Source organism: Micromonospora sp. WMMD1076 (genome assembly GCF_029581475.1).
Lineage (GTDB): Bacteria > Actinomycetota > Actinomycetes > Mycobacteriales > Micromonosporaceae > Micromonospora > Micromonospora aurantiaca.
In genome coordinates this window covers 110,914-128,070 of sequence record NZ_CP120862.1, presented here as the reverse complement: position 1 = coordinate 128,070, position 17,157 = coordinate 110,914, and the positions used below count along the sequence as shown (strand labels likewise).

At 73.8% G+C, this 17,157-nt stretch carries 18 protein-coding genes and 1 riboswitch; of the genes, 16 read left to right on the top strand and 2 right to left on the bottom strand.

Features of this window, described 5'->3' with window-relative positions; all coding sequences use genetic code 11:
• The first annotated feature begins 4 nt into the window (after nt 1-4).
• The 5 genes from rpsK to truA all read left to right on the top strand — a co-directional run bounded on the left by rpsK (nt 5) and on the right by truA (nt 3,670).
• Nucleotides 5-412, top strand: coding sequence for a 30S ribosomal protein S11 (rpsK, locus tag O7622_RS00615; protein ID WP_013288613.1), 408 nt, complete (start codon nt 5-7; stop codon nt 410-412).
• 14 nt (nt 413-426) lie between these two features.
• Nucleotides 427-1,053: a 30S ribosomal protein S4 gene (rpsD, locus tag O7622_RS00610; protein WP_282311363.1), complete on the top strand. Its 627-nt coding sequence runs from the start codon at nt 427-429 to the stop codon at nt 1,051-1,053.
• 95 nt (nt 1,054-1,148) lie between these two features.
• Entirely contained in the window at nt 1,149-2,171 is a 1,023-nt protein-coding gene (locus O7622_RS00605; protein WP_007073009.1) for a DNA-directed RNA polymerase subunit alpha, read from the top strand.
• A gap of 34 nt (nt 2,172-2,205) precedes the next feature.
• On the top strand, nt 2,206-2,766 hold the full coding sequence (gene rplQ, locus O7622_RS00600) for a 50S ribosomal protein L17 (RefSeq protein ID WP_013288611.1): 561 nt from the start codon (nt 2,206-2,208) through the stop codon (nt 2,764-2,766).
• Nucleotides 2,767-2,836: 70 nt separating this feature from the next.
• Nucleotides 2,837-3,670, top strand: a complete 834-nt coding sequence (gene truA / locus O7622_RS00595; RefSeq protein ID WP_282311362.1) for a tRNA pseudouridine(38-40) synthase TruA — start codon at nt 2,837-2,839, stop codon at nt 3,668-3,670.
• A gap of 7 nt (nt 3,671-3,677) precedes the next feature.
• Here the strand turns inward: truA and O7622_RS00590 are convergent, their stop codons facing one another.
• Nucleotides 3,678-4,886, bottom strand: coding sequence for a hypothetical protein (locus tag O7622_RS00590; RefSeq protein WP_282311361.1), 1,209 nt, complete (start codon nt 4,884-4,886; stop codon nt 3,678-3,680).
• Between the two features lie 125 nt (nt 4,887-5,011).
• Between O7622_RS00590 and O7622_RS00585 the strand changes: the two genes are divergently transcribed.
• From O7622_RS00585 to thiC, 11 genes are all read left to right on the top strand, one after another.
• Nucleotides 5,012-5,617, top strand: coding sequence for a methyltransferase (locus O7622_RS00585; RefSeq protein WP_282311360.1), 606 nt, complete (start codon nt 5,012-5,014; stop codon nt 5,615-5,617).
• A 41-nt stretch (nt 5,618-5,658) separates the two neighbouring features.
• Complete coding sequence (locus O7622_RS00580; protein ID WP_282311359.1) at nt 5,659-7,338, top strand: ATP-binding cassette domain-containing protein; 1,680 nt, start codon at nt 5,659-5,661, stop codon at nt 7,336-7,338.
• The gene (locus O7622_RS00575; protein WP_282311358.1) at nt 7,335-7,481 is read left to right on the top strand and encodes a hypothetical protein; all 147 of its coding nucleotides are present in this window, start codon (nt 7,335-7,337) and stop codon (nt 7,479-7,481) included. Before O7622_RS00580 ends, O7622_RS00575 begins: the two co-directional genes overlap by 4 nt.
• A 21-nt stretch (nt 7,482-7,502) precedes the next feature.
• Nucleotides 7,503-8,465: an aldo/keto reductase gene (locus tag O7622_RS00570; protein WP_282311357.1), complete on the top strand. Its 963-nt coding sequence runs from the start codon at nt 7,503-7,505 to the stop codon at nt 8,463-8,465.
• Between the two features lie 80 nt (nt 8,466-8,545).
• Nucleotides 8,546-8,657: riboswitch (TPP riboswitch) on the top strand.
• The gene (gene thiE, locus O7622_RS00565) at nt 8,652-9,278 is read left to right on the top strand and encodes a thiamine phosphate synthase (RefSeq protein ID WP_282311356.1); all 627 of its coding nucleotides are present in this window, start codon (nt 8,652-8,654) and stop codon (nt 9,276-9,278) included. Its footprint overlaps the riboswitch before it by 6 nt.
• On the top strand, nt 9,272-10,402 hold the full coding sequence (gene thiO, locus O7622_RS00560) for a glycine oxidase ThiO (RefSeq protein ID WP_282311355.1): 1,131 nt from the start codon (nt 9,272-9,274) through the stop codon (nt 10,400-10,402). The genes thiE and thiO overlap by 7 nt, the downstream gene beginning before the upstream one ends.
• Nucleotides 10,393-10,593 carry a sulfur carrier protein ThiS gene (thiS, locus tag O7622_RS00555; protein WP_282311354.1) on the top strand — a complete coding sequence of 67 codons (201 nt, stop codon included), beginning with the start codon at nt 10,393-10,395 and terminating at the stop codon, nt 10,591-10,593. Before thiO ends, thiS begins: the two co-directional genes overlap by 10 nt.
• A complete protein-coding gene (locus tag O7622_RS00550) occupies nt 10,590-11,372 on the top strand; it encodes a thiazole synthase (protein WP_282311353.1) in 783 nt (260 codons plus the stop codon). Before thiS ends, O7622_RS00550 begins: the two co-directional genes overlap by 4 nt.
• A 38-nt stretch (nt 11,373-11,410) precedes the next feature.
• Nucleotides 11,411-12,061: a thiamine phosphate synthase gene (locus tag O7622_RS00545; RefSeq protein WP_282311352.1), complete on the top strand. Its 651-nt coding sequence runs from the start codon at nt 11,411-11,413 to the stop codon at nt 12,059-12,061.
• Nucleotides 12,058-12,846, top strand: coding sequence for a bifunctional hydroxymethylpyrimidine kinase/phosphomethylpyrimidine kinase (gene thiD / locus O7622_RS00540; RefSeq protein ID WP_282311351.1), 789 nt, complete (start codon nt 12,058-12,060; stop codon nt 12,844-12,846). Before O7622_RS00545 ends, thiD begins: the two co-directional genes overlap by 4 nt.
• A 17-nt stretch (nt 12,847-12,863) precedes the next feature.
• Nucleotides 12,864-14,456, top strand: coding sequence for a phosphomethylpyrimidine synthase ThiC (thiC, locus tag O7622_RS00535; RefSeq protein ID WP_282314270.1), 1,593 nt, complete (start codon nt 12,864-12,866; stop codon nt 14,454-14,456).
• Between the two features lie 44 nt (nt 14,457-14,500).
• On the opposite strand, the gene O7622_RS00530 is transcribed toward thiC, so the two are convergent.
• Nucleotides 14,501-17,083, bottom strand: a complete 2,583-nt coding sequence (locus O7622_RS00530) for a hypothetical protein (protein WP_282311350.1) — start codon at nt 17,081-17,083, stop codon at nt 14,501-14,503.
• Nucleotides 17,084-17,157 lie beyond the last annotated feature (74 nt).

Sequence of the window (17,157 nt, the reverse complement as noted above, 5' to 3'; positions counted from 1 at the left end):
ACTTATGCCACCGAAGGCTCGTGCCGGAGCCGCCGTCAAGAAGGTCCGGCGCAAGGAACGCAAGAACGTCGCCCACGGGCAGGCGCACATCAAGAGCACCTTCAACAACACCATCGTGTCCATCACGGACCCGACCGGTGCGGTCATCTCCTGGGCCTCCTCCGGCCAGGTGGGCTTCAAGGGCTCCCGCAAGTCGACTCCGTTCGCCGCGCAGCTCGCCGCCGAGGCCGCCGCGCGCCGCGCGATGGAGCACGGCATGCGCAAGGTCGACGTGTTCGTCAAGGGCCCCGGCTCCGGCCGGGAGACCGCCATCCGTTCGCTGCAGGCAGTGGGCCTCGAGGTCGGGCAGATCTCCGACGTCACGCCGCAGCCGCACAACGGGTGCCGTCCGCCGAAGCGTCGCCGGGTCTGAGAGGTTAGAGAGAGATGGCTCGTTACACCGGTGCTGACTGCCGCCGTTGCCGGCGGGAGAAGATGAAGCTGTTCCTCAAGGGCAGCAAGTGCGATGGTCCGAAGTGCCCGTTCGAGTCCCGGCCGTTCCCGCCCGGGCAGCACGGCCGCGGCCGCACGAAGGAGACGGAGTACCTGCTCCAGCTCCGTGAGAAGCAGAAGGCCCGTCGTGTCTACGGCGTGCTGGAGAAGCAGTTCCGCGGCTACTACGAAGAGGCCGTGAGCAAGGAGGCCAAGACCGGCGAGGTCCTGCTGCAGATCCTCGAGTCGCGGCTGGACAACGTGGTCTACCGGGCCGGCTACGCCAAGTCCCGGGACATGGCCCGTCAGCTGGTCAAGCACGGCCACTTCACGGTGAACGGCAAGAAGGTCGACATCCCGTCGTACCGCGTCAAGGAGCACGACATCGTCGAGGTGCGTGCCAAGAGCAAGGACCTCACCCCGTTCCTCGTGGCACAGGGTGAGGCCGGCTCGCGGAGCGTTCCGGCGTGGCTGGAGGCGATCCCGAGCCAGCTGAAGATCCTCGTGCACTCGCTCCCGGCCCGCCAGGTGATCGACACCCAGGTCCAGGAGCAGCTGATCGTCGAGCTCTACTCCAAGTAAGGGCTCATTGCGGTGGCCCGTCCTTGGGGGCGGGCCACCGGAACAGTTGTGTCGTGGGCGTCAAATAGCGGGCGCCCCGGAAGAGAAGAGAAAAGATGCTCATCAGCCAGCGACCGTCTCTCTCCGAAGAGTCGATCAACGAGACCCGCTCCCGGTTCACCATCGAGCCGCTGGAGCCCGGCTTCGGCTACACGCTGGGCAACTCGCTGCGGCGTACGCTGCTGTCCTCGATCCCGGGTGCGGCTGTCACCTCGATCAAGATCGATGGTGTGCTGCACGAGTTCACCACGATCCCCGGTGTCAAGGAGGACGTGGTCGAGCTCGTCATGAACATCAAGGAGCTGTGCGTCAGCTCCGAGCACGACGAGCCGGTCAGCATGTACCTGCGCAAGCAGGGCCCGGGTGACGTGACCGCCGGTGACATCCAGCCCCCGGCCGGTGTCTCGGTGCACAACCCGGACCTGAAGCTCGCCACCCTCAACGGCAAGGGCCGGCTCGACATGGAGCTGACCGTCGAGCGGGGTCGCGGCTACGTCACCGCGGCGCAGAACAAGCAGGCGGGCGCGGAGATCGGCCGGATCCCGGTCGACTCGATCTACTCGCCGGTGCTCAAGGTGACGTACCGGGTCGAGGCGACCCGTGTCGAGCAGCGGACCGACTTCGACCGGCTCATCATCGACGTCGAGACCAAGCCGTCGATGGGCCCGCGTACCGCGCTGGCCTCGGCCGGCTCGACGCTGGTGGAGCTGTTCGGGCTCGCCCGGGAGCTGGACGAGACCGCCGAGGGCATCGACATCGGGCCGTCCCCGCAGGACGCCCAGCTGGCGGCGGACCTGGCCCTGCCGATCGAGGAGCTGGACCTCACCGTCCGCTCCTACAACTGCCTCAAGCGCGAGGGCATCAACTCCGTTGGTGAGCTCATCGGGCGTACCGAGGCCGACCTCCTCGACATCCGCAACTTCGGTCAGAAGTCGATCGACGAGGTCAAGATGAAGCTCGCCGGGATGGGCCTGGGGCTGAAGGACTCGGCTCCGAACTTCGACCCGGCGCACGTCGTGGACGCCTTCGGCGAGGCGGACTACGACACCGACGACTACCGCGAGACCGAGCAGCTCTAGTCCGCGCTGCCGCCACACCTGAGGAGCACCAAGCATGCCCACGCCCACCAAGGGCCCCCGCCTCGGCGGCAGCCCCGCGCACGAGCGGCTGATGCTGGCCAACCTGGCCACCGCGCTGTTCCAGCACGGCAAGATCCAGACCACCGAGACGAAGGCCCGGCGGCTGCGTCCGCTGGCCGAGCAGCTCATCACCAAGGCCAAGCGCGGCGACCTCGCCTCGCGCCGCCGCGTGTTGGGCGTCGTCAAGGACAAGGACGTGGTCTACGCCCTGTTCGACCAGATCGCGCCCCGGTACGCCAACCGCAACGGTGGCTACACCCGGATCGTGAAGACGGGCCCGCGCAAGGGTGACGCCGCTCCGATGGCGATCATCGAGCTGGTGGAGGAGCTTCAGGTCGCCGAGCCCAAGGCGAACAAGAAGACCGCCGCCCGCAAGGCCGCCCAGCAGGACAAGGTCGAGGCCCTGGCCCCGGCCGAGGAGACCCCGCGCTCCAGCGCCGGTGACCAGGACGCCGAGGCGCCGGTCTCCGCGTCGGGTGACACCGCCGCCGCCCGTGAGGACAGCGACGAGGCCACCGAGAACGACAAGGCCTGAGATCAGGCTCGACCGGGCCCGGCATCCCCTCGGGGGTGCCGGGCCCGTCGCCGTCGACAGGAGGTACGAGGTGGACGAGCGGACCCGGCTGCGGCTGGACGTCTCGTACGACGGCACCGACTTCTCCGGCTGGGCGCCCCAGCCGACCCGGCGCACGGTGGCCGGCGTACTCGTGCAGACGCTGGACCTGGTGCTCGGCGCGGGCACGGTGGCCGGCCTGACGGTGGCCGGGCGTACCGACGCCGGTGTGCACGCCACCGGGCAGGTCTGCCACCTCGACCTGCCGGCCGCGGTGTGGCGGGAGCACGAGGGCCGGTTGCTGCGCCGGCTCGCCCGGCTCCTGCCGCCTGACGTCCGGGTACGCGCGATGACCGAGGTGCCCGCCGACTTCGACGCCCGGTTCTCGGCCACGTTCCGGCGCTACGAGTACCGGGTCACCGACGCCCCGTGGGGTGCCGAGCCACTGCGCCGCGGGGACACCCTGGCCTGGCCGAAGCCGCTGGACCTGGCCGCGCTCAACGCCTCCGCCGCAGGGCTGGTGGGCGAGCACGACTTCGCCGCGTACTGCCGGCGCAAGGAGAACGCCACCACGCTGCGCGAGGTGACCCGGCTGGACTGGCGGCGCGACCCGGACGGGATCCTGGTCGCCACCGTGCAGGCCGACGCGTTCTGCCAGAACATGGTGCGCAGCCTGGTCGGTGCGATGCTGGTGGCCGGTGACGGGCGGCGGCCGGTGCAGTGGCCGGCCGGTCTGCTGACCCGGCGTGAGCGCTCCAGCGAGGTGACAGTGGCGCCCGCGCACGGCCTCGCCCTGGTCGCTGTGGGCTACCCGGCCGAGCCGGCCGAGTACGCCCGCCGCGCCGAGGAGACCCGCCGGTTGCGGGTGCCGGTGGCCGAGGGCTGAGCCCGGCTCAGTCGGTGCCCCGCTGACCGGCGCTGTCCTCGGCCGAGTCGGCGTCGGGCTGCCCGGCCGTGCCGGCCGCCGCGCGACGGTCCAGCACACCCCGGTTGAGGTGCAGCTCGACCAGGTCGTACATGATCTCGCGGGCGGTCGCGTCGTCGCTCGGGATGCGTTCCCCGTCGGCGCGGGTGACCAGGCAGAAGGCGACGTAGTGTCCGCGTACCTGCCAGGCGACCCGGGCCGCGGCCTTCTCCACCGCGTCGGTGTCGTCGCCCGCCGCCATGCCACGGAACCGTCCCTGGCGCGCGTCGAGCAGCGGCCGGATGCGGTCGCGCACCCGCTCGGCGGTGGCCACGTCGGTGAGGTTGAACAGACCGGCGGTGATCAGGTGGTCGCCGTCGGGGGAGCGGAGCGTGCCCCGCACCACCTGGTTGCAGCCGAGCCGGACCAGCAGGTCGGCGATCTCGCCGGTGGCCGCGACCTGGCACTTCGTGCCGGCCTGGGTCTTCAGCACCCGGTAGGCCGGTTTCCCGTCGGTGACCACCAGATCCTTGGCCGGGAAGACCTCCTTGGCGGTGAGCGACGCCTGGTCGGTGTCCCGGGAGTCCAGGTCGGTGCCGCCGGACGGCGCGCTTGACTCGGTCGGCTGCGGAGTCGGCCGGCTCGCCGGGGGCGTGGCGGTGCGCTCGTCGAGCAGGGCCGCGACTGCCAGCCCGGTGAGCGAGAGCAGCAGCAGGACGGCGGCGCCGCCGACGAGCGTCTGCCAGAACCGGCCGCCGCCGCGGCGTTCGGCGCGCCGGGTCCGGGGCAGTTCGGAGACGTCGGCGGCGCGGGCGGTGGGGCTGGCCGGGATCGGCACCGTCGGCCGGTTCGCCGCCGCCGGTACGGGTGCCGGCATGGGCGGCGCGGGCTGCGGCACCGGGGAGGGCTCCCGTGGCGGCGCGGGCCGTCCGGGTGTCGGCGCCGGGGCCGGTGGCGCCGGAACGGGGGCGCGGGCGTCGTCTGCCACCGCCTGCCCGTCGGGGTCGGCCTGCTCCGCCGCGCCGGCCGGCGGCAGCGCCGGTTGCGGGCGCGGCGGCGGGGGCAGCGACGGCGTGGGGAAGCGGGAGCGTGACGGACCCGCGGGCGGGGGCGTCGTGGCTGCGGGCCCGTTCGGGGCCGACCCGGGCTTCGGGTACTCCAGGAAGGCGTCCTCATCGGACTCGTACCGGTACACCATGTGACATAGAGTAGGACTGATTGTCCCTTTCAGGGGTAATATCGGGAAATTCTGGCGGAGTGGCGTGCGACCCCGCCCGTGACACCGTCGCCGGAACCGCTCCGGCCCGGTGCGAGAATGCGGACGTGACCGGCGACCACTACTTCACAGCTGAGCCCTCGACCCCGGCCCGCCCCCGCGAGGTCGAGTTCACAGTCGCCGGGCGCGACTACACGCTCGCCTCGGCCGGTGGCGTCTTCTCCGCCGACCGGCTCGACCCGGGCACCGCCGTGCTGCTGCGCAAGGCCGGCCTGCCGGCCGCCGACGTCACCGGCGCGCTGCTCGACATCGGCTGCGGCTTCGGCCCGATCACCTGCGTCCTGGCCACAGTCGCACCGGAGGCCACCGTCTGGGCCGTGGACGTCAACGAGCGCGCCCGCGCCCTCACCACGGCCAACGCGGCAAGGGTCGGCGCCGCCGACCGGGTAAGCGCCGTCGCGCCCGACGACCTGCCGGACGACGTCACCTTCGCCCAGATCTGGTCCAACCCGCCGATCCACATCGGCAAGGCGGAACTGCACGGCCTGCTGCTGCGCTGGCTGCCCCGGCTCGCCCCGGACGGCGTGGCCTGGCTGGTCGTCGCCCGGCACCTCGGCGGCGACTCGCTGCACCGCTGGCTGGTCGAGCAGGGCTGGTCGGTCGAGCGGCACGCCAGCCAGAAGGGCTACCGGGTGCTGCGGGTCACCCGGTAATCCGGTGTCGTCCACCGACCCGGCTCGGGCAGGATGCCCGCGTGGGATACGTGGACGTGGCAGGAGTCGGGCACATCCTCCCGGACGGGCGTGAGCTGTTCGGCGACGTGTCGTTCCGGGTCGGTGAGGGTGCCAAGGTGGCGCTGGTCGGCCCGAACGGCGCCGGCAAGACCACGCTGCTGCGGATGGTCGCCGGTGACCTGCCGGTGAAGACCGGCGCTATCGCCCGCTCCGGCGGGCTGGGCGTGATGCGGCAGTTCATCGGCATGATCGGCGACGAGTCCACGCTCGCCGACCTGGCGCTGTCGCTGGCGCCACCGGCGCTGCGCGACGCCGGGCGGCGGCTCGCCGAGACCGAGGCGGCCATGCGGGCGGCCGAGATCCGCGGCAAGTACAGCTCCGCCGCCGCCAAGACCCAGCTCGCGTACGCCGAGGCGCTCGCCGCCTGGGGCGAGACCGGCGGGTACGACGCCGAGGTCCTCTTCGACACCGTCGCCACCATCGTGCTGGACCTGCAGTGGGACAGCGCCCGGGAACGGCCGGTCCGCACGCTGTCCGGCGGCCAGCAGAAGCGCTTCGCGCTGGAGCTGCTGCTGCGCGGCCCCGACGAGGTGCTGCTGCTCGACGAGCCGGACAACTTCCTCGACGTACCCGGCAAACGCTGGCTGGAGGCGCGCCTGCGCGAGTCGGGCAAGTCCGTGCTCTACGTCTCGCACGACCGGGAACTGCTGGCGCAGACCGCCGACCGGGTCGTCGCGGTGGAGGGCGGCAGCGCCTGGGTGCACCCGGGCGGCTTCGCGAGCTGGCACTCCGCGCGGGTGGCCCGGCACGCCCGCCTCGACGAGCTGCGCAAACGCTGGGACGAGGAACACCAGAAGCTGCGCGAGTTGATGCTGATGTACAAGCAGAAGGCCGCGTACAACGACGGGATGGCCTCCCGCTACCAGGCCGCGCAGACCCGGTTGCGCAAGTTCGAGGAGGCCGGGCCGCCGCCCGTACCCCCGAAGGACCAGGACATCCGGATGCGCCTGACCGGCGGGCGGACCGGCAAGCGCGCGGTGATCGCCGAGCAGCTGGAGCTGGACGGCCTGACGTACCCGTTCGACCTGGAACTCTGGTACGGCGACCGGGTCGCGGTGCTGGGCGCGAACGGCACCGGCAAGTCGCACTTCCTGCGCCTGCTGGCGCGGGGCGGCACCGACCCGGAGCCGGCCAACACGCCTGTCGACGGCGCGGCCGCGCTCGCGCCTGTCGCGCACGGCGGTGTGGCCCGGCTCGGCGCGCGGGTCCGGCCCGGGCACTTCTCGCAGACCCACGACCGGCCGGAGCTGATGACCAAGACGCTCGTCGAGGTGCTGTGGCGCGGCGACGACCACCGGGCCGGCATGGACCGGCACGCCGCGATGGCGGCGCTGTCCCGGTACGAGCTGGCAGGTCAGGGCGACCAGCGGTTCGGCACGCTCTCCGGCGGGCAGCAGGCGCGGTTCCTGGTGCTGCTGCTGGAGCTGTCCGGCGCGACGCTGCTGCTGCTCGACGAGCCCACCGACAACCTCGACCTGGCCTCGGCCGAGGCGCTGGAGGCCGGGCTGACCGCGTTCGAGGGGACTGTGGTCGCGGTGACGCACGACAGGTGGTTCACCCGTACCTTCGACCGGTTCGTGCTGTTCCGCGGCGACGGCGACGTGGTGGAGACGCCGGAGCCGGTCTGGGACGTGGGGTGATCGACCGGGACCTGGGCCTCTACTACCGGGGCGCGCCGGACCTGGCCGGGCTGGGCGCGGTGGGGCGTACCCCTGAGGAACTGGCGGCGACGATCGGTGACGCCCGGATGCTGGCCGCCGAGGTGCTGCCGCTCCCCGGATGACACCCGGGCAGCGGGCATAGGGTGGATCTCGTGAGTGAGATGACCTATCGCCGGCTGGGCGACTCCGGGCTCGTGGTGTCAGTTGTCGGCGTCGGCTGCAACAACTTCGGCCGCAAACTCGACAGCGACGGCACGCGGGCGGTGGTGGACGCCGCGCTCGACGCCGGGATCAACTTCTTCGACACCGCCGACATCTACGGCGAGCCGCAGGGCGCCTCCGAGGAACTGCTCGGCCAGGCGCTCAAGGGCCGCCGCGACGACGTGGTGGTGGCCACCAAGTTCGGCATGGACATGAACGGCGCGAACGGGCCGGACCACGGCGCCCGGGGTGCCCGCCGCTACATCGCCCGCGCGGTCGAGGCGTCGCTGCGCCGGCTCGGCACCGACCACATCGACCTGTACCAGATGCACGAGCCGGACCCGGGCACCCCGATCGACGAGACGCTCGCCGCGCTGGACGACCTGGTGACCGCCGGGAAGGTGCGCTACCTGGGCAACTCCAACTTCGCCGGCTGGCAGATCGCCGACGCCGACTGGACCGCGTCGTCGCAGGGGCGTACCCGGTTCATCTCCGCGCAGAACCACTACTCGCTGGTGGAGCGCGGGGTGGAGGACGAGGTGATCCCCGCCTGTGAGCGGTTCGGCCTCGGCATGCTGCCGTTCTTCCCGCTCGCCAACGGGCTGCTCACCGGCAAGTACAGGCGCGGCGAGGCGCCCCCGGCGGACAGCCGCCTGGCCGGTGGCGGCCGGTACGCCGAGCGGCTGGCCGCCGCGCGCTGGGACGTCATCGAGGCGATCGAGGCGTACGCGGCCGAGCGCGGCATCAGCATGCTCCAGGTGGCCATCGGCGGCCTGGCGGCCCGTCCCGCCGTGACGTCCGTGATCGCCGGTGCCACGACTCCCGCCCAGGTGAGCTCAAACGCCGAAGCCGGCACCTGGCACCCCACAGAAGAGGACCTCGACGCCCTGGACGCCGTCCTCTAACCCTCACCCTTTGTGCGTTTGGGTGGGACGAAGGTTACGAGGGGGTTCCGTACGGGCGGTAGGCGTCGTACGGTAGGCCGCAAGTGACCCACGGGAGCCCGGTGCGGACCGGGCTGAGAGGGGGGCTGGGAGCCCCCGACCGTCGAACCTGATCCGGGTAATGCCGGCGCAGGGAGGAGCGTTGCCGTGCTGTCCCTGGGACGACTGCATCTCATCACCGACACCCGGCCGGGGCGTGACCCGCTCGCCGTGCTGCGTGCCGCCCTGCCAGTGGCAGGCGCCGAACTCGTCGTGCAGGTGCGTGTGGAGGACGACGCCACCGACCGGGAGGCATACGAGCTGGCGTGCCGGGTGACCGAGGCGTGCCGGCCGTACGGGGCGCTGTGCCTGGTCAACGACCGGCTGCACGTGGCGCTCGCGGTGGACGCCGCCGGTGGCCACGTCGGCGCGGACGACCTGCCGGTCGCAGCCGCGCGCCGCGTGCTCGGCCCGGACGCGGTGCTCGGCGCGACCGCCCGCGAGCCGGTGGGTGCCCGCGCGGCCGTGGATGCTGGCGCGAGCTACCTGGGCGTGGGCCCGTGCCACGTCACCACCACCAAGTCCGGCCTGCCGGACCCGATCGGCCCCGGAGGGGTACGCGCGGTCGCCGAGGCGGTGACCGTGCCGGTGATCGCGATCGGCGGGGTGACCGCCGCGAGCGTGCCGGAGTTGCGGGCGGCCGGGGCGTACGGGGTGGCGGTGGTCGGCGCGCTCAGCCTGGCCGCCGATCCGGCGCACGCCACGGCCGAGCTGATGCGGGCCCTGACGTGTTAAAAGGGGGCCCTTCCTCTACCGGAGGCGTTAACAAGGGGCCCTTCCTTACCGACGTGGCGGTGGTGGGGGGCGGGCCGATCGGGTGGGCGATCGCGTGGCGGTGCGCGCAGCGCGGGCTGCGCGTGGTGGTGCACGACGACCGGCCCGGGTCGGGCGCGTCGTCGGTGGCCGCCGGGATGCTCTCGCCGGTCGCCGAGGCGTACTTCGGTGAGCACGAGCTGACCGCGCTTCTCGTCGAGTCCGCCGCCCGCTGGCCCGGTTTCGCGGCCGAGCTGACCGGGGCGAGCGGCGTTGACCTCGGCTATCGCAGCGAGGGCACGCTCGTCGTCGGGCTCACCGCCGACGACCTGGCCGAGGCGGGGCGGCTGTGGTCGTACCAACGGGGTCTGGGACTGCCGATCACGCCGCTGCGCCCCTCGGAGCTGCGCGACCGCGAACCGGCGCTGGCGCCGCGCGTGCGCGGCGGCGCTGTCGCGCCCGGCGACCACCAGGTCGACCCGCGGCGGCTGGTCGCCGCGTTGCGCACTGCCGCGGAACGCGCCGGCGTGGAGCTGCGCCCGGCCCGCGTCGGCGCGCTGTCCGAGGTGGACGCGCGGGTCACAGTGGTCGCGGCCGGCTGCGGCGCGGCGGCGCTGAGCGGCCTGCCGGTCCGGCCGGTCAAGGGCCAGGTGCTGCGGCTGCGCGCGCCGGGCGGCGGCCCGCCGGGCTTCCGGCACGTGATCCGGGGGTACGCGGACAGCGAGCCGGTCTACCTGGTGCCCCGGGACAGCGGTGAGGTCGTCGTCGGGGCGACGGTCGAGGAGCGCGCGGACACCGAGGTCACCGCCGGTGGCGTGCTGACACTGCTGCGCGCCGCCGCGGAGCTGGTGCCGGAACTCGTCGAGTACGAGCTGGTGGAGGCCGTCGCGGGGCTGCGCCCCGGTACGCCCGACAACGCGCCGGTCATCGGGCCGCTGCCCGGGTGGCCGGGCGTGCTCGTCGCGACCGGGCACCACAGGCACGGCATCGTGCTCACCCCGGTCACCGCCGACCTGGTCACTGAGCTGATCGTCACCGGCGAGCCGGATCCCGCGTTCGCCCCCTTCACCCCGGACCGCTTCGGGAAGGAGCGCACGTGGAACTGATCGTCAACGGCACCGGCCGGACGCTGCCCGAGGGCGTCACAGTCGCCGAGGTGGTCCGCACCGTCACCGACCGGGAGCGCGGGCTCGCGGTGGCGGTGAACGGCGAGGTGGTGCCGCGCGCCGGCTGGTCGGCGAGCGTGCTGCGCGACGGCGACCGGGTCGAGGTACTCAGCGCCACCCAGGGCGGGTGAACGGTATGTCCACGCTGGAGATCGGTGGCGTGACGTTCGGCGCCCGGCTCATCCTCGGCACCGGTGGCGCGGCCAACCTGCACGTGCTGGAGCAGGCGATCCGCGCCTCCGGCACCGAGCTGTTGACGTTGGCGCTGCGCCGGGTGGACACCACGCCCGGCGGGTCGGGCGGCCTGCTCGACCTGGTGGAGCGGTGCGGCGTACGGCTGCTGCCGAACACGGCCGGCTGCCGCACCGCGGTGGAGGCGGTGAAGACGGCGCACCTGGCCCGGGAGGCGTTCGACACCGACTGGGTGAAGCTGGAGGTGATCGGCGACGAGCGCACGCTCCTGCCCGACGGGGTGGAGCTGCTGCGCGCCGCCGAGGAACTGGTGGCCGACGGGTTCACAGTGCTGCCGTACACCTCGGACGATCCGGTGCTGGCCCGGCGGCTGGCCGACGTGGGGTGCGCGGCGGTGATGCCGGCCGGGTCACCGATCGGCTCCGGGCTGGGCATCGGCAACCCGCACCACATCCGGCTGGTCCGGGCGGCGGTCGACGTGCCGGTGGTGCTCGACGCGGGCATCGGCACCGCCTCCGACGCGGCGCTCGCGATGGAGCTGGGCTGCGACGCGGTGCTGCTGGCGAGCGCCGTGACCCGGGCCGCCGACCCGGTGGCGATGGCCACGGCGATGCGGTACGCGGTCGAGGCCGGGCGGCTGGCGTACGGAGCGGGCCGTATCACCCGCCGTTTCCACGCCCTGCCGTCCACTCCCGACGACGGACGACCCGCCCTGTGACCGCCGTACGCGCTGCGGATCTTGGTACGGAGGCGCCCGTGGAGGGGCGGCCGCGTACCAAGATCCAGGGCGGCCCGAGCGGGGTCGTGCTGTTGAGCGATCGGCGCGTCGCCCGGGGGCCGCTCGTCGACGTGGTGGCGGGTGCCGTCGGCGGGGGAGTGCGCTGGGTGGTGCTGCGGGAGAAGGACATGCCCCGCGCCGAACGCCTCGCGCTCGCCGTCGAGCTGCGCGCGATCCTCGCCGAGGCAGGTGGCACGCTGATCGTCGCCGGACCCGATCCGCTCGACGGGGACGCGGTGCACCTGCCCGCCGCCGGGCCGTACCCGCCGCCCGCAGTCGGACTGGTCGGCCGGTCCTGCCACGACAACGCCGAGCTGGCCCGGCTCACCACCGAGCACTACGTCACCCTGTCACCGGTCTACGGGACAAGAACGAAACCCGGCTACGGCCCACCGCTGCGGCCCGACCGGCTACGCGAGCTGATCGCGGCCGGCCCGGTCCCGGTGCTAGCACTCGGCGGCATCGAAACGGCAGCCCAGGTAGCGGCCTGCGTAGAGGCAGGCGCAACAGGAGTAGCAGTCCTGGGCGCCATCATGCGTGCCCAGGACCCCGCCGAGACCGCCACCACGCTGGGCAGAGCCTTCCAGGAGGCGGCAGCCCTCAACCGCGACACCGGAGAAGACAAGTGACGCCGAAAACAGTTCTCAGCATCGCCGGCTCCGACTCCGGAGCAGGAGCGGGCATCCAGGCCGACCTCAAGACGTTCGCCGCGCTCGGGGCGTACGGCACCACAGTGCTCACCGCCGTCACCGCGCAGAGCACCCGGGGCGTGGACGCCGTCCTGCCCCTGCCGCCGCAGACAGTGCGCGACCAGATGGACAGCGTGCTCGGCGACTTCGACGTGCACGCCGTGAAGGCCGGGATGCTCGGCACCCCGGCGGTCGCGGACGCGGTGGCCGAGGCGGCCCGGGCCGGGCGGCTGCCGCACCTGGTCGTCGACCCGGTACTGGTCGCCACGAGCGGGCACCGGCTCGGCGTGGTGGAGGCGGTCGAGCGGCTGCTGCCGTACGCGGAGGTGGCGACACCCAACTGCGCGGAGGCCGCGGCCCTCACCGGAGGCCCGGTGGGCACCGTCGAGGAGATGGTCGCGGCGGCGGAGGCGCTGGCTGCGCGCGGCCCGGCGTTCGTGGTGGTGACCGGCGGCGACGTGGACGCCGACGGCGAGTCGGTGGACGTGCTCGCCGGCGGCGGAACCACACGGTTGCTGCGCGCGCCCCGGGTGGACACCCGGCACAACCACGGCACCGGCTGTTCGTTCTCGGCCGCCGTCGCGGTCCGGCTCGCCGCGGGCGACGCGGTGCCGGTGGCGGTGGCGGCCGCCAAGGAGTACGTCACCCGCGCGCTGACCGGCGCGCGGACCTGGGAGCTGGGCGCGGGACGCGGCCCGCTGGACCACTTCGGCTGGTCCGCATGAGCGACAGGGAGGCTGTCATGCAGGCACGTCGCAAGGTGTACGTGGAGGGGTCACGCCCGGACGTCCGGGTGCCGTTCGCCGAGGTGACGCTGACCGGGGACAACCCGCCGGTGCGGCTCTACGACACCTCCGGTCCCGGCTCCGACCCGGAGGTGGGGTTGCCCGCGCTGCGCGGTCGGTGGATCGCCGAGCGCGGGGACGTCGCGCCGGTACGCGGCGCCGGCACGCCGCTGGCGGGCGTGGACGGGAGGCGGCCGACGCAGCTCGCGTACGCCCGGGCCGGGATCGTCACGCCGGAGATGGAGTTCGTGGCGGTCCGGGAGTCGGTGGCGCCGGAGTTCGTCCGGGACGAGATCGCGGCCGGGCGGGCCGTCCTGCCGCTCAACGTCAACCACCCCGAGTGCGAGCCGGCCGTCATCGGCAAGGCGTTCCTGGTGAAGGTCAACGCCAACATCGGCACCTCGGCCGTCACCTCGTCGGTGGCCGAGGAGGTGGAGAAGCTGACCTGGGCCACCCGGTGGGGCGCGGACACCGTGATGGACCTGTCCACCGGCAAGCGCATCCACGAGACCCGCGAGGCGATCGTGCGGAACGCGCCGGTGCCGATCGGCACGGTGCCGATCTACCAGGCGCTGGAGAAGGTCGGCGGCGACCCGGTGAAGCTGAGCTGGGAGGTGTTCCGCGAGACGGTCATCGAGCAGGCGGAGCAGGGCGTCGACTACATGACCGTGCACGCCGGGGTGCTGCTGCCGTACGTGCCGCTCGCCGTGGACCGGGTCACCGGCATCGTGTCCCGGGGCGGCTCGATCATGGCGGCCTGGTGCCTGGCGCACCACGAGGAGAACTTCCTCTACACGAACTTCCGGGAGCTGTGTTCGCTGCTCGCGAAGTACGACGTCACGTTCTCCCTCGGCGACGGCCTGCGCCCTGGTTCCGTCGCGGACGCCAACGACGAGGCGCAGTTCGCCGAGCTGCGCACGCTCGGTGAGCTGACGAAGATCGCCTGGGAGTACGACGTCCAGGTGATGATCGAGGGCCCCGGGCACGTGCCGATGCACAAGATCAAGGAGAACGTGGACCTCCAGCAGGAGTGGTGCCACGAGGCGCCGTTCTACACGCTCGGCCCGCTGACCACCGACGTCGCGCCCGCGTACGACCACATCACCTCCGCGATCGGCGCGGCGATGATCGGCATGTTCGGCACCGCGATGCTCTGTTACGTCACCCCGAAGGAGCACCTCGGGCTGCCCGACCGCGACGACGTGAAGGCGGGCGTGATCGCGTACAAGATCGCGGCCCATGCGGCCGACCTGGCCAAGGGGCACCCGGGCGCGCAGGCGTGGGACGACGCGCTGTCGAAGGCCCGGTTCGAGTTCCGCTGGGAGGACCAGTTCAACCTGGCGCTCGACCCGGAGACCGCTCGGGCGTACCACGACGCGACGCTGCCCGCCGAGCCCGCGAAGACCGCGCACTTCTGTTCGATGTGCGGGCCGAAGTTCTGCTCCATGAAGATCACGCAGGAGTTGAAGGACTACGCGGCGCGGGGCATGCGCGGCAAGTCGGAGGAGTTCGTCGCCTCCGGGTCGCGGGTCTACCTGCCGCTGGCGTGAGCGAGGCCCGGGGCGGGTCGCTTCCGGCCCGCCCCGGCCGCCGTTCACTCGCGGTGGTGCCGCCCGGTACGCAGCGAGCGGGCGTCGTCGGCGTTGTCGTCCGAGGCGAGACCGGCGACCCAGTCCACGTACTCGTCGTCGGCCTCGGCACCCGGCTCGGCCGTACGGTCGGCCGGCTCCGGGTCGCCCTTGGCCCGGTTGCGCCGGAACAGGCCGCGCCGGGTCTTCGACTTCCCGCCGGACGCGTCGGCGTCGTCCGGTCCGGCGTGCCGCCCGCGCCGGGAGTCCGCCTCCGTCTCTGCGGCGGCGACCTCGGGCAGCGTGGCACCCGCCTCGCCCGGTACGGCGGTCGCCGCCTCGGGCCGGGCGGCCGGCCTTGCCGCCTCCGGCAGGGCGGCCGGTCCCGCCGGGCGGGCGTTCGTGGCGAGCGCGTCCCAGCCGGTGCTCGCGCCCGGCTCGGGCAGGCCCCGGTGGCGGGGGCGCGGCGCCGGCTCGGCCGGAGCGGACGCCTCCGCGCCGTCCCGGGCCGGTACGTCCGGTTCGGTGGTGGCGCGGTGCGGGCGGGCCGCCGGGGTGATCGGCCAGGCCGGGCGCACCTCGCCGGGCGCTCCGGTGACGTCCTCGAACATCGGGAACCGGGGCCGGGACGACGGGTCGGGCGCCGGGTCGTCGAAGAAGAAGTCGCGTCCGGTACGCCCGGCCGGTGCGACCTCGTTCGAGTCGGTGCTCGTGTCGTCCCGGTCCGGGTTCGTGGCCTGGGGGATCGGGGCGGTGCCGGCCGGCCCGGAGTCGGGGGAGGCCGGGGCGGTGGCGCGCGGGGCCTTCGGAGTGCGGGTACGCCGGGGGCGGGTGGTACGGCCCGTCGCGCCGGTGGCTTCGGCCGGGGGCGCGGCGGGGGTGTCGCTGTCCGCGTCGGCCGTGACCGGTCCGGCGAGGGCGCCGCTGTCCGTACGCGGGCCGGGAACGTGACCGTCGGCGGTGCCGCCGGTGGCCGGTGACGTGTCCGCGCCGGCGCTCGGGGAGGTGTCGTCCCCCGCGCGGGGTGCTGTGCCGTCGGCGGGTGACACCGGCCCGTCGGTCGTCCCGCCGGGCCGGCCGGCGCGGGTACGGCGCGGCCGGGTCACCCGTGGCGAGGTTGCCGCCGCTTCCGGCTTCGACGCGGCATCGTCCGTGCCGGCTGCCGAGCCGGTGCCTGAGGCGGTGGCGGACCCGGCGCCGCTGTCCGACCGGACACCGGTCGCCTGCCCGGACGCTCCATCGGCGGGTTCGGAACCGGCGGCCGGGTCGAGAGCGGTCGCACGGTCCGTGGTGGCCGCCTCGCCGGTGCCGCCCGCGTGGGCCGTGCCCGTGCCCGGACCTTCGACCGTGCCCGGACCCGTGCCCGGAGCCGGGAGCGGGTCGGGGCGGCCCGCGGCAAGGACGTCGATGGCCGAGGTCCGGCGCCCCGGAGGCAGCAGACCCGGCATGGGCTGGCCGTGGCTCGCATCGGCGACAGCCGAGCGCTCACCCGCCGGCCGTTCCGCGGCAACGGTCGGCTGATCGACGGCGGGCAGATCCGTGAGGGCCAGTCGACCGGCGGCGGGAGGATCGGTACCAGCGGCCGGCGCCGTCGCCGTGGCCGAGCCGCCGGGCTCCGGCCAGTTCCAGTGCGCCGGCGCGGCGGCGCCGCTCGTCACCGGAGGCACGGGCGGGGCGGCCGGGACGCCCGGAGTGGACGAGTGCGGCAGCGGCGCGAGGATGTCGGTGGCCTCGACGGCGTCGGGGTCACCGGTGGCGGTGACCGGCCGGGGCAGCACGGTGGTGGCGGTCGAGCCGAGTGCACCGGCGATCACGGCGATCAGCGCGCCGTAGTAGGGCGCGACCTGGTAGCGGTCGGTCGCCGAGCCGGGACCGGCGGTCAGGTAGGCGAACGCGACGAGCACCGGGCCGGCGGCCCCGGCCGCGCCGCCGATCAGCGGCGGCCATCCGGCCCGGCGGGCGAGCACGCCGACCGCCCCGCCGGCCAGCAGCGTGAGCACCGGCAGCAGCAGCATGGACAGGCGTTGCGCCGCCTCCGGATCCAGCCAGGAGGGTTCGAGGACGCCGAGCCGTACCGTGGCCAGCGGCCGGCTGGAGACGATCGTGGGCGCGACTGAGATCAGCGCCATCAGCCAGACGATCCCGGCGATGATCGCCACGCCCCAGCCGAACGGCGGCTTGAGCAGGACGGCGATCGCGGCGCCCGCTCCGACCACCGCGCCGAGGGCGGCGCAGATGCCGGCGGCCCAGACCGGGTCGACGGACCCGCCCAGCTCGGCCGCGCGGGCCGGCTGCATGCACAGCGGGGCGACCACCATCGCGCCCAGCGCGCTGACGCCGGCGGTGGAGAGCAGTTCGGTGGTGCCGCCGGGACTGTCGTCGCGGCGGGCGAAACGCTCGGTGAGGACGGCTCCGGCGACCGTGGCGACAGCGGCGAACCAGCCCACCCAGACGAGCTGGGCGGGCCACCGGTTGACCGAGACGTCCACGAACGCGCCGTCGAGGCGTACGACTCCGAAGCCGTACGCGATGCCCAACTGGCCGGCCCCGGCCAGCACGCTCACCCCGAGCGCCGTGAGCAGCAGCCTGCCCCACGTCCGAAAGGCCATGTCGGGCACGTTACGGCCCGGTGCCCCCGATCGCCACCTTGCCGCCGCGCGGCGCGGCGAACCTGCCGGTGTGG